Below are 14,201 nucleotides of genomic sequence, written 5' to 3' on the forward strand. Positions count from 1 at the left end.
GCAATCTGGAGTTAATTTTCCAAAGAGGGTACTTAATTATTAGTATCAACTAGGGTGGAACCGCGGGAGACAAACTCTCGTCCCTAGGCGCTATTCGCCGAGGGATGGGGGTTTTTTTGTTTTTTCTCTATCTACAGGAGGAATAGTAATGATATAAAATATGGGCGTTATTAGGTGTAAAAGCTTAATAATTTCCATATAAAACACATTTTTTGAAGGAGTGTCTAACTATGTCTGTAACAATGGAGCAAGTTGTAGCACATGCAAAGCATAGAGGGTTTGTTTTCCCAGGTTCGGAAATATACGGGGGATTAGCTAATACATGGGATTATGGACCACTAGGTACAGAGTTGAAAAATAATATTAAAAAAGCTTGGTGGAATAAATTTGTTCAGCAATCACCTTATAATGTAGGACTTGATGCTGCCATCTTAATGAACACAAAGACGTGGGAAGCATCTGGGCATTTAGGAAATTTCAATGATCCGATGATTGATTGTAAAAAATGTAAAGCAAGACATCGTGCCGATAAGTTAATTGAAGATGCACTTGAAGACAAAGGGATTGAATTGGTAGTGGATGGACTTCCATTTGAAAAAATGGAAGATTTGATGACAGAGCATCAAATTACATGTCCAGATTGTGGAAGTGATGATTTTACGGGTATTCGTCAATTCAACCTTATGTTTAAAACACATCAAGGAGTTACTGAATCAAGTACCAATGAGATTTATCTACGACCAGAAACAGCTCAAGGGATTTTTGTTAACTTTAAAAATGTTCAGCGAACAATGAGAAAAAAGTTACCTTTTGGTATCGCTCAAATAGGAAAAAGTTTTCGTAATGAAATTACGCCTGGTAACTTTACTTTCCGTACAAGGGAATTTGAACAAATGGAAATTGAGTTTTTCTGTAAGCCAGGTGAAGAAATTGATTGGTTTGACTATTGGAAGGAACAGGCTGAACAGTGGCTACTTTCTTTAGGTATGACGAAGGATCACATTCGTTTGCGAGATCATTCTGATGAAGAATTATCTCACTACAGTAATGCTACAACTGATTTTGAATATAAATTCCCATTTGGCTGGGGTGAGTTATGGGGAATTGCATCTCGAACGGACTACGATCTTAAGCAGCATATGGAACACTCAGGTGAGGACTTCAATTATATTGATCAGACGACAAATGAACGTTATATTCCATATTGTATTGAGCCTTCGCTTGGCGCGGACCGTGTAACATTAGCATTTTTAATTGATGCTTATGAAGAAGAAGCATTGGAAGATGGAACTTCCCGAACAGTGATGCATTTTCATCCAGCTTTAGCACCTATTAAGGCTGCAATTTTGCCATTATCGAAAAAACTATCCGATGAAGCAAAACAAGTATTCCAAGATCTTGCTAAAGACTTTATGGTTGATTACGATGATGCCGGCTCCATTGGGAAACGTTATCGTCGACATGATGAAATTGGAACACCATACTGTATCACATATGACTTCGATTCGAAGGATGATAACATGGTAACCGTTCGTGATCGTGATACAATGGAACAACAGCGTTTACCTATAAATGAATTAAAAAGCTTCCTAGAAGAAAAAGTTAGATTTTAATAGAAAAGCGGAGCCGACTGACCAGCCTCGACAAGCACTGGAAGCATTTCATTAGAAGGCGCTCTTTGCCTTCAAATGAAATGGTGAAGTGACCTCGAGAGGCTAGGAGATGGAGCTAGACAGTTAGAAAAGCGTAAGCGCCTTGTTCATCCCCGACAAGCGGTGGAAGCATTTCGCTTGAAGTCGCTTTTTGACTTCATGAGAAATGGTGAAGCGACTCGAGAGGATAGGCGCAGTAGCTGGACACGTAAAAAAGTGTAGCCGACCCAATTCCATCTAAAACCAGCCCACGTCCTGTGGGCGACGGTGGAACCCAAAAACACCAGAGGGTGCATTTTACCTTCTGGTGTTTCTTTATAAGCGATCCTTAGCTAAAAAATTTAAAAAAGCGGAAGCAGCTGTTTTGATGCAATCAAGAACCTCATAGAAAGTAAAGGGCTTCAATAAATGAAAGTGTGATTTATTAGTCAAGTAACTTAAGATTCAGGAATGATAGTAACGGCAAGTGTTCGAACTGGAATATCTTCTTCATTACGATCGTTAGCATGATTGTAGTATTTAGTTATTAATGTATTGAGGTCGCTTTGAAATTCTAAAAACTTTTCATCATTTAATTTTAGCTCCACTACCGAAAAAGTAGCGCCATCCTCTGAATTATCTTGCTCTTCTAATTTAGTCAAATAACTTTGATATTGATTCAATAGTGTCAATTGATAATAGGAAACATAATCAATTTTTTTTTCACTAGAAATTGTTTGCCATTCTGCAATATTTAGTCTAGCTGCATCCTCATTTAAGGTGTAATACTTTTCTGAAACAGATTTCACCTTTTTTTCTTTCAATACGCTAATAACACCAGCATCAAGCATAACTTGTATATGTCTGTATAGTGTTGCTTGGGGTACATCTTTAATGAGCTTAACCATCTCTAATGGTGTTAGTCCATTTTTATTGTTGCGCATAAGCACCTGAGAAATTTTCATTCTCACAGGGTGCATTAAGATTTCTACCTTATTTTTCATATATCTCACCTTTTATTAGTAGTGTGTTTTACTTTTCTAATTTCATTCTCATTATAAATAATAATAATAACGTTTGCAATACGTACAGTTCAATGTTATCATTATCAATAATGATAATAAAATTGAGGAGTGATAATATGAAGTTACATTATGGGCTGGATGAATTAAAAGGTGTTGATTTTATGCCTTTGTTACCTGTTATTTTGCCAGTGATAGCATTGAGTACATTATTGGTTTTAATTGCGTTAATTGACTTGTATAGGCATCGAAATACGAGACAAAACGTACTTATGTGGTCCTTTATTATACTTTTGGTAAATACATTTGGACCGGTATTTTACTTTATTCATGGGAGAAAGGATGGTGAGGTAAGATGAAATTAGAGGTTAAGAATGTAACAAAAAAATTTAAGGGTAAATTGGCTGTAAATCATTTCTCAATGGACATAAAAACAGGAGAATGTGTAGGTTTAATAGGACCAAATGGGGCGGGGAAATCTACATTATTAAAAGTGATCTCTGATATTATTTTTCCTAATTCAGGAGAAGTGCTATTGGATGGGAAGCATGTTGCAAAAATGAAGAGGGAAATCGGTTATTTGCCGCAACATCCAAAATTTTTCCCATGGATGACAGCCATTGAAACATTAATGTTTATGGGTCAGTTATCTAATGTAAACAAAGAGGAATTAACTCACTCAATACCTAATGTTTTAGAAAAAGTGGGGTTGAAAGGAGAAGAAAATTCAAAAGTAGGTACATTTTCTGGTGGAATGAAACAACGGCTTGGTATAGCTCAAGCTTTATTACATCGACCTGCACTTATCGTAATGGATGAACCAGTATCAGCTTTAGATCCCATTGGGAGAAGAGAAGTGTTAAATTTGATCGAAGAAATTAAAAAGGAGACGACAGTATTATTATCAACTCATATACTTGCAGATGCTGAAGAAATATGTGATAGATTTATGATCATTAAAAATGGGAAGAAAATTAAAGATACTACTGCCATCGATTTGTTAAGTCAGTATAGTCAAAAGATCTTGAGAGTAGTGATTGATAGCAATGATCAAAAATGGGTTGATGTTGTAAAAGCACTTCCCTTTGTGAAGGATGTGGAAGTCACTGGACATACATTGAAAATAAAAGTCGAAAATATAGAAACAAGTAAAGATTTATTGTTAAAAAATGCATTAGAACATGAAGTAAACCTGGTCAAGTTTGAAATCAATAGTGATACATTAGAAGATATTTTCTTGAGAATGGTGGTGGGAGCATGAATAGCTTTATTGTCCTAACAAAAAAAGAGTTTGTACAGATGTTACGTGATTATAAATTAATTTGGCTTCCTCTTATTTTTATCATCCTAGGGATAACTCAACCAGTGGTCACACTTTTTTTACCATCAATCATTGAATCATTAGGAGGGGGGACAGGTATTACAATTGATCCAAGTATATATACCCAAAGCGGAGGAGAAGTACTTGCAAGCACTTTTGGCTCACAATTTGATCAACTTGGACTTATCATTCTTATCATTTCAACAATGGGTATCATACACACAGATAAAGTAAATGGTATGTTGGCATTTATTTTAACAAGACCTGTTAATATTATTTCATATATAAGTGGAAAGGTTATACCAAATTTCTTAATGGCGTCTTTTGGTGTAATAATAGGATTCTTTGTTTCTTATCTATATGTTATTTATCTATTTACACATGTTTCATTTTCACGAATGATTATTGCTATGTTATTTTATCTTGTATGGGTACTATTTATTGTCACATTTACAACGATGATTAGTACTATCTTTAACAGTCAAGGACTTATCGCGATTCTTTCCATTGTCTTTCTACTAGGGTGTAGAATGATACTCGGTTTGAACCCTATTATGGACTTTGTTAATCCTGCTATAATGAGCAAAAATGGTATGGAAGTGCTAGCTACAGGGTCAATAAGTTCTAGTGCTGCCGGTAATTTGTTTATAACACTTATATGGGTTGCACTTATACTTTTTGTAATAAATTATTGGATTTCCAATAAAAAGTATAATAAATAGATGGGCTACAGATTAAAAAATTATGTATAGCCTTAGGTGCGTATGATAAAAGGCTATTTACTAATAATATAGCATTTATGCTATTCTCATTGTTTTCAGAACAATAGATTCTATGAAACTCTAGTATAGTGTCGAATTTATACCTTTGTACTAATAGCAGGGGACACCTGTTTCGAATATGAAGATATTATAGCGAATGCTAAAGAAGAATTACTTGGAAAGTGGGAATTATAATTTGAGAATAATCTTGAGAAAATTACAGCACATCGTTTGTTATGGTATAAGAAATGATCGCTCAAAAAACATGACTAATCATTTCTTATACCAAACTTTTCCTAACTAATGTTATTCGTGGTTGCTCACACAAAATTTGGGTAAACAAATTTTCTTACAGTGAGTGTTTTTCATTTTAGTTTACATCATAAATGAGAATTATTATATTGCCCAATTCCCGTTACGAAACAGTGGTTCTTTTGTTCCGTCAGGTAATAAACCGTCAATATCCATATCAGCGGTACCTACCATAAAGTCTTCGTGAAGTACACTTGTATTTACGCCGTTTTTCTCTAGCTCTTCTTTATCCATCGTAGTACCAGCCTCGATACATGTTGGGTATGCACTACCGATAGCTAAATGATTAGAGGCATTTTCATCAAATAATGTATTATAAAAAATAATATTAGAATTTGAAATTGGAGAGTCATGTGGAACTAATGCGACTTCTCCTAAATAATGCGACCCTTCGTCTGTTTCAATAAGACGTTTTAATGTTTCTTCACCTTTTTCAGCTTTGCAGTCAACAATCTTGCCATTCTCAAAGGTTAATGTAAAGTTTTCAATCAAATTACCACGGTAATTAAATGGTTTGGAACTCGATACATAGCCATTTACACCAGTTTTTTGTGGCATAGTAAATACTTCTTCTGTCGGGATATTCGCAATGAAATACGTACCATCTTCATTTTTGCCTCCACCCCCAAGCCAAATATGGTTCGTAGGTAGCTCTATGGTGAGGTCTGTATTAGATGCTGTATAATGTAATGCTTTATATTTCTTTTCATTTAGAAACTTTACACGAGCTTGTAAAGTTTTGTCATGCTCTTGCCATTGTTGAACTGGGTCTTCTAAATCAACACGTGTTGCTTTAAAAATGGCATTCCAAAGCAAGCCTACCTGCTCATCCTCTTTTGCATCAGGAAATACTTTTGCTGCCCATTCTTTCGACGGAACAGCGATAACAGTCCAACTAACTTTATCTGATTGAATATAGTTTCTAAACTTTTCTAATGCTTTACCTTGTGCTTTTTGTGCAGCAGCGACTCTATCAGGGTTAACACCTTGTAATAAATCTGGATTTGTAGAAGTAATCGATAAGAATGCTGCTCCATCTTCAGCCATCTCTTCTCGTCCTTGAGCTTTCCAAAGTGGAAATTCTTTAAATGCATCATCTGGAGCGAGGTCGTATTTCATTCTTGTAATCGTGTCGTCGCCCCATTCAACGTGAACATTTTTTGCACCAGCTTCATAGGCTTTTTTAGTAACAAGACGAACAAACTCAACTGTTGAAATTGATGCTGATATATATAGGGATTGTTTTTCTTGAATATTCACACCAATTTTCACAGCTAATTCTGCATATTTTTCTAAATTACGCTGAAAATTTGCCATCATTAGATTCTCCTTTATCATAATATTTTTTCGGTATGTGAGGACATGATATACTTATGTAAGAAAATGATCCTTTCATCATTGTACACTAACTAAGTTAAGTACGCATAATGAATAGATCCAAGGAAATACAGTTAAGTGCTACTGTTTTATTTCTCGAATATTTTCTTATTATATCATTATCTTCCTATAGATTTTCAAATGTCTAAACATATTAAAAGGCTGTTTTTACATGCATGTTGTTTTGCGTACTAAACAATTAAGTAAAATGATGAAAGCTGAATACAACTCAGCCGCCTTTTTAATATAAATACAATAGCAACAAACTATACGAAAAAAGCTAATTGAAATAAAGAGGTGTCAAATGGTTGGTGTAATGGCTACAAAAAAAAGAGAATTAAACAAAAGACAGATGAACAGTCCGGTTGGACCGATTTTATTAATAGCATCAGATGAATTTTTATATGAAATTATCTTTGTTTCGTCAAGTACCTTCAATAAAGAGTATTATGATTCAATGAATAACAATGAAAATAACGAAATTTTAAATGAATCGGTAAAGCAATTAGAAGAATATTTTTGTGGACAAAGAATACAATTCGATCTTCCGTTGAAAGTAGAAGGAACGTCATTCCAAAAACAGGCATGGCAAGCACTAACAACGATTCCTTTTGGACATACGATAAGCTACCAAGAACAAGCTCAAGTGTTAGGTGACCCGAAAAAAGCTAGGGCGATAGGTGGCGCTAATAGTAAAAATTCATTACCTATCATTATCCCTTGTCATCGAGTGATTGGGAAAAATGGTAAGCTAACAGGGTTTGCTGGAGGAATTGATATTAAAGAGGCATTACTAAAGCATGAAGAAAAATACTATAAGAACGTAACTCACCCTTAAGACGATGGAGTTACGTTCTTAGCTACATCCTATATTGTTACATAGCTTTTTCAGCTACTAAATTTTCTAATGTTTCGATCATATCTTCTAATTTCTTGAAGCTTGAAACGATATTTTTAATACGATTATTTTGTTCTTCCATATGTGCCAGTATCTCTTGAGATGAAGCAGAGCTTTGCTGTGTAATGCTTGAGATTGACAAGATTTCGTTTGAAATACGGTGACTATCCCCTAAGATTTCAGCAAGCATGTCATTAACTTTTCCGGATTCTTCTTCTACTTCTTCACTTGTACTTTTAATTGCTTTAAAAGTCTCTTGGACGACCTTCATTACTTGCTCACTTTGTAAAATTGCATTTTCTCCGAGGTTTGTTTGTTCGGCAGCATGTAACGTTTTTTCTTGTATACCATTTAAAATAGAAGTGATTTCTGCAGTCGAGTGTCGAGAGTCCTCCGCAAGCTTTCTCACTTCGTCAGCAACGACCGCAAAGCCTTTTCCGTGTTCCCCAGCACGTGCTGCTTCTATTGCCGCATTGAGAGCTAGCAGGTTTGTTTGCTCTGAGATGCCAGTTATTTTATTTACTATCCCTTCTATCTTATGATTTTGATTGCTTAAGTCATTCATAACAGCTACTGTCGAATTTATTATTGTGTGAACTTTCTCTATTTCTCCCATTAAAACTTCAACATTGTTGTTGCCATCTTGTATCGTTATCAATGTCTCTTCTGATAGGTTATTCATATGGTTGGAGACGGATGTAACAATCTCTATAGAGCTATCTGCTGATTGAATAGCTTCATTAATATCAACAACACTAGCGGCTTGACTTTCTATCCCTTTAGTTACTTCTAAAAATGAAACAGTAATTTCTTCTGAAATTTCTTTTGTTTTTTTGGAGTGATCTTCTAAGTCAGTTTCAAATCTATGTAAAAATTCAACTGTAGATTTAATATTCCCAAGTAAAGAGTCGGTATGTTCTTTCGCTTGTAAAACTTGTTCATATGTTTCTTGATTTTCTAAGCGCATACGTTTACTAAATACACCTTGAATAATATTTACCAATATAATAAGTACAATCATCGCATCGATACCGATAATATCGGTCTTATTCATTGCAGCAAAAGCAGTAGAATCATGATTCAAAAAGAAATAATTGGATATAGCAATATTTGAAATAGCGGTTAAAATGATAGGTATGTAATTTTCATACAGTGAGATCACTGTTACGTAAAGAACAACTAGGAAAAACATAATAATTGATGGGTCTACACTAAAAACGACATATGTAGTAATAACGGAAGAAAGAACGACTAGATACATCGTATAAAAGATGAATTTCCTTTTCAGAATTAATACAGTGATGATTGTGTTAATAATTAGATCAGGTATGGATTGAATAAGGCTTAAGCGTAATCCAGCATGGAAAAAATTCCATAAAAAAACACTTGTAAATGTAAACCATAGTATTGAGATAAGTAGTTTATTTCTTTTTTCAACTAATTCTATGTTTGTCATAACTATGAACCCCCTTACCTAAAATGCCTCTTGGGCTCTTTGATTTTACCATTTTTTATATAATTAATTCATTAAGATATAAATTCGGTTTTTGACATATTTGTGACAATAGAATTTCTACTTCATATATTGAGAAGGCTATTTGATATAATATTAATATAAATAACTAGGCTCTTTTCGTAAGCCCTGTTGCTATTTATCCTAAACTAGAAGATAATGATGTTGTTTTACTCAACAGTCATTCTTTTTTAGAGGAAAAGATGCCAAGAAATCTAGTGATACACTTTTTGTATGAATAACAACAGTCTATGCGAAAGCAGCCAAAAATTATTACAGCGTCCAACCAGAGGTGATCAAAGTGGATGTTGGGGCTATTATCTTAGCAGGTGGCCAATCTAAGAGAATGGGCACAAATAAAGCATTATTAAGGGTTGAAGGAAAATACAATATTGTGAGAATGAAAGAGGCGTTACAATTGATGTTTGAAGAAATCATCCTTGTAACTAATCAAGAGCAACAATACAAGTTTTTAGAGATCCCCATTGTTCCTGATATTGTAGATGCAAAAGGACCTCTTGCTGGCTTGCAAGCTGGTTTACAAGCGGCCCAAAATGATAAAAATGTTGTTGTGGCTTGTGATATGCCGTTTATATCTACATCAGTTACATCATATTTACTGTCGCAAGCGAATGGTTGTGACGCAGTCGTCCCTATTATTGGTGGCAAAATCCATCCATTGTATGCAGTTTATAGCAAAAGTGCATTACCAATTATTCATTCATGCTTAAAGGAAAATCAATTAAAAGTTGTAGATGTATTATCTCGTCTTCAAGTACGATACATTAATGAGCAGGAGTTAATGAAGTTAGAAGACATTGACTTAGGAAGAGTATTTTTTAATATGAACTATCCGATGGATTATGAAAAGGTAAAACGTTGGGTAAAGGACAAAGATACTAATAAGTAGTTCGTTTTTTTTAGGTGAACATGATAAACTACATTTAGTAGTTATCTCTAACAATATGTGCATGCATCATAAAAAGGAGATGGTATGAATGTTAACAAACATCGGAATACCTGGATTAATATTAATTCTTGTTTTAGCTTTAATAATTTTTGGACCGAAAAAATTACCTGAGATTGGTAGAGCTACTGGAGAAACATTAAAAGAATTTAAAAAATCAGCTCGTGAGCTAACGAGTGACGTAACAGATGAAGTAAAAGAAGTGAATCAAATCGTCAAAAGTGAAGAGAAAAAGTAATGATTAGGTTGATCCACCTTTCAAGGCGATTAAGTTGGGTTAACCTTCTTTTTTTTGGCTATTTTCGCATAGGTTGTTACTTTCTTTCCAGGATATAAGCACGTACACATCTAGTGTTCGTGGCATCTTTTCTACTTTTACAATTATTTAGCTCTCATAAAACTTATCATACTGCCCATTTTTAGTAAAAATAGTGACCCTTTTTTTATTAGTCTCTTCTCAATTTGGTGATCAGAGTGTCTGCGTCTTTGTTATTTGTTTTGCGATACTTCCTCCTATAGGTCATATTCAATTTGTCATCCTAACGAAACCACATTTAGATCGAATGTTTTTCCTTACCTTGATTAGATAGCTTGTTAGCGTCAATTGGCTAACTCAAGCGTCAGGCATTCCACATGAAGGAAGTTAGTACCTTCATGTGGGATAGGGCTTTCTATGATGGTCATTTCTGCAAACCCTTTGTTGTTAACAAAACTGTATTCGACCTAAAAAGACTACTAAGTAATTAATTACAGTTCTTGATATAACGATGAAGCTTCATTAAATTCTCATCTAGCAATGCTTTTTTAGTTAAATATCAACAAAGCTTACGAAAAGGAACATTTAAAAACATTGAAATGATATGATTCTTTGTGCATCAATGCCAAAATATACCCACCTTACTCCAGTCCATCTGTACCCTGAAACTGATTTTCTTCCAATAAATGTAGGATAAAACCAAAATGATCTTCTACCTCGAAGCCAAATATACGTGTATCGATATAAACATCTAATAAGTGCTCGTGGGTCAATAGCTTGTAAGTCAGGTTGATGTTGCTGAGGTACAAAAGAAGGTGGTGGAGCAGAAGGAGCATGATGGAGAGCTTGGGTGCCATGAATTGGCGTCGATCCAGGGAAGGGTAACATACTACCTCCTGGATGAATATGGGGATGGGGACGTGGTGGTGGGAATCTAAAAAAATGCATGATAAAAAATCTCCTTTCTACTAGTTAGAATTAGAACAATATATGTCTTACACTATGGATTTGTGCCTACAGTATTTGGAAAATCATTCATTAACTCAACCTCTTTTCTCCCTCTTTTTCACTTATTTTACTTCTAAAAAATCCCAAATAAAAATATAACAATAGATACAAAAAAACTATAACAGATAAAAAAATAATAGATAACAAAAATCAGGAAATTTATTGTACTATTCTAAAAAAATAATAATTATAGATATGTGTTGGAGATAATGTGTGAAATGTAGATGATGAGCAACTTTTATATTATACAAGCATACTAGATAATGATTATCTTTTATAATGAGCATAGAAAACAAACTAATACAGAATATGATTAATGAATAATACAGGTTTGATGGATAGAGGTTATACTCATTTTAAGAATATGGATAAACATTTGATATATTTTTCAAACGTTCATTTTTTTGGTAAAATTAATTTCATACAATACTTAAAAAGTACAAAAGGTGAAATTATGGAAAAAAATAAATTAAAGAAAGTAATTGAGGCAGCAAAACTATATTACTTATTAGATTATAATCAAAGCGATATTGCAAAAAAACTTGGTGTATCAAGGCCAACGGTATCAAGACTTTTGCAACAAGCAAAAAACGAAGGGATCGTTCAAATTAAAATCAATGATCCTACAGAGGATGTTGAATCTTTATCTGAAGAACTTGAACAAAAGTTCAAATTAAAAAAAGCGGTTGTAACATCTATTCCTCATTATGAAAAAAGCGTCATCCATAACAGTCTAGGAGAACAAGCTGCAATATATTTACATGAAACAGTCAAAGATGGTGATATCATAGGCCTCACATGGGGTAGAACATTATATAATATTGCTAATAAGTTAAATCAACAAAATTTAAAAGATGTGCAAGTTGTTCAACTGAAAGGGGCAGTTGGTCACTCAGAGACAAATACTTATGCTGATGAAATTCTTCATTTATTTGGCAAAGCCTTTAACACCACACCTCATTATTTACCAGTTCCAGCAATCGTTGATCATGTGGTTGTTAAACAAGCAATGGTGGCAGACCGACACATCCACCGCATTTTGGAGCTTGGTAAAAATGCTAATATCGCTTTATTTACTGTAGGCCCGATTCGATCAGAATCTTTGTTATTCAGACTAGGCTATTTTACAGAAGAGGATTTAGACATGATTTTCTCCAATGCTGTAGGAGATATTTGCTCTAGGTTTTTTACAAAAGATGGGGAAATATGTAATGAGAGCTTGAATGCTAGAACTTTAGGTATTGAATTAGACGATTTAAGAAATAAAGAACAGTCCATTCTCGTTGCAGGGGGAGCGGATCGACTAGAAGGAATTTATGGTGCTTTAATGGGAGAATACGCCAATGTGTTAATTACAGATCAAATTACCGCTAAATCTTTGCTGGAAAAGCTATAATTAAACCTCGAATATGGTAAGTTATTCAAATGACATTTGTGCGTTATTTAGCAGAATATGATTATGATATATCGAAGAAGGTCGATGAAATATAAAGAGTCACTCGTTTTGACATAGAAACGAGTGACTCTTTATTGTTGATTCTTATTACATTGTCAAATAATAGACATAACGTTTGTTCAATATTGTGTTTACATTTGTTCAATACCTTGTTATAGTAATATCGAAAATTAAATTTTGTTCAATTTATTTTTGGAGCATGAAGCTAATACAATACGATTCTCTTTTAGCATAAACCAGCTTTTTTAGAAATGAAAACGGTTTATGACAATAGAACAAGATTTGTTTTTATTTTGTATTCTTAGATGGTTCATGAACAAATGTTCATAAATGATTCAATGTTTAACAAGTAATTATAAATCCACTATAGGGATTAAAAAATAATTATTTAAGAATACTAAGCATCGTAAGCATCAAGAAAACTGTCTTAGGGGTGTTCTTCATGAATTTTTTATGGGGTATCATTGGTGTCCTTGTAGTATTAGGAATCGCATTTTTGTTTTCAAGTAGTAAAAAATCAATTAAGATCCAAACTGTTTTGATTGGTTTGTTAATCCAGTTTACATTTGCTTTTGTAGTACTAGAATGGGAAGCTGGAAAAAGAGGTTTGCAAACATTTTCTGAAGGCGTTCAAGCAATCATTAATTACGCTAACGAAGGTGTTAACTTCTTGTTTGGTGGATTATTTGCCGCAGAAGAAATTACATTTGTCTTTGCCTTTAACGTTTTAACAATTGTAATCTTTTTCTCTTCTTTAATATCTGTGCTTTATTATCTAGGTATTATGCAACTCGTGATAAAATTTATTGGTGGGGGGCTTTCCAAACTATTAGGAACAAGTAAAGCTGAATCATTATCAGCAGCTGCCAATATTTTCGTTGGACAAACAGAGGCTCCGCTAGTTGTTAGACCGTTTTTAGCGAAGATGACTCAATCAGAGTTATTTGCGGTAATGACAGGAGGTCTTGCTTCAGTTGCCGGATCAGTTTTAGTCGGATATTCATTATTAGGTGTTCCGCTAGAGTATTTGCTTGCTGCAAGTTTCATGGCTGCACCAGCAGGTCTGATCATAGCAAAAATCATGATGCCAGAAACTGAAAAATCTGAGACGACTGATGATATTAAAATGGAGAAAGATGTAGAATCAACTAATGTCGTCGATGCAGCAGCACGAGGAGCAAGTGTTGGTCTTCAGCTTGCGTTAAATATTGGTGCAATGCTACTTGCATTTATTGCATTAATTGCATTATTGAATGGTTTATTAGGTGGGGTAGGAAATCTATTAGGCTTTGAAGGTTTAACGATTGAAATAATTTTAGGGTATTTATTTGCACCAATCGCTTTCGCAATAGGTGTACCTTGGGCCGAAGCTGTAACTGCTGGAGGATTTATCGGTCAAAAGTTAGTGTTAAATGAATTTGTGGCATATGCTTCTTTCGCTCCACAAATTGAAGACCTAACTCCGAAAACAGTTGCTGTTATAAGTTTTGCACTTTGTGGATTCGCAAATATATCATCATTAGGAATTCTCTTAGGTGGGCTAGGAAATTTAGCGCCAAATCGTCGTGGTGATATAGCAAGAATGGGATTAAAGGCAGTGTTAGCAGGAATGCTTGCGTCATTGCTTAGTGCCGCTATCGCTGGAATGTTATTATAGATTAGAATATACAAATTTCAGA

At 34.2% G+C, this 14,201-nt stretch carries 13 protein-coding genes; 9 read left to right on the forward strand and 4 right to left on the reverse strand.

Annotated features, from left to right (window positions below):
* The first annotated feature begins 230 nt into the window (after positions 1 to 230).
* Positions 231 to 1,613, forward strand: a complete 1,383-nt coding sequence (locus tag SLH48_RS09260; protein ID WP_320257927.1) for a glycine--tRNA ligase — start codon at positions 231 to 233, stop codon at positions 1,611 to 1,613.
* A 476-nt stretch (positions 1,614 to 2,089) separates the two neighbouring features.
* Here SLH48_RS09260 and SLH48_RS09265 read toward each other — a convergent pair whose 3' ends face one another.
* Positions 2,090 to 2,635 (reverse strand): helix-turn-helix domain-containing protein, encoded by a 546-nt coding sequence (locus SLH48_RS09265; RefSeq protein WP_320257928.1) that lies wholly within the window; start codon positions 2,633 to 2,635, stop codon positions 2,090 to 2,092.
* A 137-nt stretch (positions 2,636 to 2,772) separates the two neighbouring features.
* Between SLH48_RS09265 and SLH48_RS09270 the strand changes: the two genes are divergently transcribed.
* From SLH48_RS09270 to SLH48_RS09280, 3 genes are read left to right on the forward strand one after another with little or no spacing between them, the layout of a single operon-like run.
* On the forward strand, positions 2,773 to 3,012 hold the full coding sequence (locus SLH48_RS09270; RefSeq protein ID WP_320257929.1) for a PLD nuclease N-terminal domain-containing protein: 240 nt from the start codon (positions 2,773 to 2,775) through the stop codon (positions 3,010 to 3,012).
* The gene (locus SLH48_RS09275) at positions 3,009 to 3,914 is read left to right on the forward strand and encodes an ABC transporter ATP-binding protein (protein WP_320257930.1); all 906 of its coding nucleotides are present in this window, start codon (positions 3,009 to 3,011) and stop codon (positions 3,912 to 3,914) included. The genes SLH48_RS09270 and SLH48_RS09275 overlap by 4 nt, the downstream gene beginning before the upstream one ends.
* Positions 3,911 to 4,696 carry an ABC transporter permease gene (locus tag SLH48_RS09280; RefSeq protein ID WP_214482902.1) on the forward strand — a complete coding sequence of 262 codons (786 nt, stop codon included), beginning with the start codon at positions 3,911 to 3,913 and terminating at the stop codon, positions 4,694 to 4,696. The genes SLH48_RS09275 and SLH48_RS09280 overlap by 4 nt, the downstream gene beginning before the upstream one ends.
* Before the next feature lie 435 nt (positions 4,697 to 5,131).
* Here the strand turns inward: SLH48_RS09280 and SLH48_RS09285 are convergent, their stop codons facing one another.
* Positions 5,132 to 6,364: an aminopeptidase gene (locus tag SLH48_RS09285; protein WP_320257931.1), complete on the reverse strand. Its 1,233-nt coding sequence runs from the start codon at positions 6,362 to 6,364 to the stop codon at positions 5,132 to 5,134.
* Between the two features lie 364 nt (positions 6,365 to 6,728).
* On the opposite strand from SLH48_RS09285, the gene SLH48_RS09290 reads away from it, so the two are divergent.
* The gene (locus tag SLH48_RS09290; RefSeq protein ID WP_320257932.1) at positions 6,729 to 7,262 is read left to right on the forward strand and encodes a methylated-DNA--[protein]-cysteine S-methyltransferase; all 534 of its coding nucleotides are present in this window, start codon (positions 6,729 to 6,731) and stop codon (positions 7,260 to 7,262) included.
* A 37-nt stretch (positions 7,263 to 7,299) separates the two neighbouring features.
* Here the strand turns inward: SLH48_RS09290 and SLH48_RS09295 are convergent, their stop codons facing one another.
* Entirely contained in the window at positions 7,300 to 8,778 is a 1,479-nt protein-coding gene (locus tag SLH48_RS09295; RefSeq protein WP_320257933.1) for a methyl-accepting chemotaxis protein, read from the reverse strand.
* Between the two features lie 358 nt (positions 8,779 to 9,136).
* Between SLH48_RS09295 and SLH48_RS09300 the strand changes: the two genes are divergently transcribed.
* The gene (locus SLH48_RS09300) at positions 9,137 to 9,745 is read left to right on the forward strand and encodes a molybdenum cofactor guanylyltransferase (protein WP_320257934.1); all 609 of its coding nucleotides are present in this window, start codon (positions 9,137 to 9,139) and stop codon (positions 9,743 to 9,745) included.
* An 88-nt stretch (positions 9,746 to 9,833) separates the two neighbouring features.
* Positions 9,834 to 10,040 (forward strand): twin-arginine translocase TatA/TatE family subunit, encoded by a 207-nt coding sequence (gene tatA, locus SLH48_RS09305; protein WP_214482906.1) that lies wholly within the window; start codon positions 9,834 to 9,836, stop codon positions 10,038 to 10,040.
* A 603-nt stretch (positions 10,041 to 10,643) separates the two neighbouring features.
* Here tatA and SLH48_RS09310 read toward each other — a convergent pair.
* A complete protein-coding gene (locus SLH48_RS09310) occupies positions 10,644 to 11,006 on the reverse strand; it encodes a hypothetical protein (RefSeq protein WP_214480936.1) in 363 nt (120 codons plus the stop codon).
* Positions 11,007 to 11,520: 514 nt separating this feature from the next.
* On the opposite strand from SLH48_RS09310, the gene SLH48_RS09315 reads away from it, so the two are divergent.
* Both SLH48_RS09315 and SLH48_RS09320 read left to right on the forward strand, forming a co-directional pair.
* Complete coding sequence (locus tag SLH48_RS09315) at positions 11,521 to 12,462, forward strand: sugar-binding transcriptional regulator (protein WP_214480935.1); 942 nt, start codon at positions 11,521 to 11,523, stop codon at positions 12,460 to 12,462.
* Between the two features lie 502 nt (positions 12,463 to 12,964).
* Positions 12,965 to 14,179: a NupC/NupG family nucleoside CNT transporter gene (locus tag SLH48_RS09320; protein ID WP_214480934.1), complete on the forward strand. Its 1,215-nt coding sequence runs from the start codon at positions 12,965 to 12,967 to the stop codon at positions 14,177 to 14,179.
* Positions 14,180 to 14,201: the final 22 nt, after the last annotated feature.

The organism is Cytobacillus sp. IB215316 (genome assembly GCF_033963865.1).
GTDB lineage: Bacteria > Bacillota > Bacilli > Bacillales > SM2101 > Nanhaiella > Nanhaiella sioensis.

Coding starts and splice junctions, on each gene's coding strand:
- SLH48_RS09260 (WP_320257927.1), top strand. CDS start 231: ATGTCTGTAACAATGGAGCAAGTTGTAGCACATGCAAAGCATAGAGGG.
- SLH48_RS09265 (WP_320257928.1), bottom strand. CDS start 2,635: ATGAAAAATAAGGTAGAAATCTTAATGCACCCTGTGAGAATGAAAATT.
- SLH48_RS09270 (WP_320257929.1), top strand. CDS start 2,773: ATGAAGTTACATTATGGGCTGGATGAATTAAAAGGTGTTGATTTTATG.
- SLH48_RS09275 (WP_320257930.1), top strand. CDS start 3,009: ATGAAATTAGAGGTTAAGAATGTAACAAAAAAATTTAAGGGTAAATTG.
- SLH48_RS09280 (WP_214482902.1), top strand. CDS start 3,911: ATGAATAGCTTTATTGTCCTAACAAAAAAAGAGTTTGTACAGATGTTA.
- SLH48_RS09285 (WP_320257931.1), bottom strand. CDS start 6,364: ATGGCAAATTTTCAGCGTAATTTAGAAAAATATGCAGAATTAGCTGTG.
- SLH48_RS09290 (WP_320257932.1), top strand. CDS start 6,729: ATGGTTGGTGTAATGGCTACAAAAAAAAGAGAATTAAACAAAAGACAG.
- SLH48_RS09295 (WP_320257933.1), bottom strand. CDS start 8,778: ATGACAAACATAGAATTAGTTGAAAAAAGAAATAAACTACTTATCTCA.
- tatA (WP_214482906.1), top strand. CDS start 9,834: ATGTTAACAAACATCGGAATACCTGGATTAATATTAATTCTTGTTTTA.
- SLH48_RS09310 (WP_214480936.1), bottom strand. CDS start 11,006: ATGCATTTTTTTAGATTCCCACCACCACGTCCCCATCCCCATATTCAT.
- SLH48_RS09315 (WP_214480935.1), top strand. CDS start 11,521: ATGGAAAAAAATAAATTAAAGAAAGTAATTGAGGCAGCAAAACTATAT.
- SLH48_RS09320 (WP_214480934.1), top strand. CDS start 12,965: ATGAATTTTTTATGGGGTATCATTGGTGTCCTTGTAGTATTAGGAATC.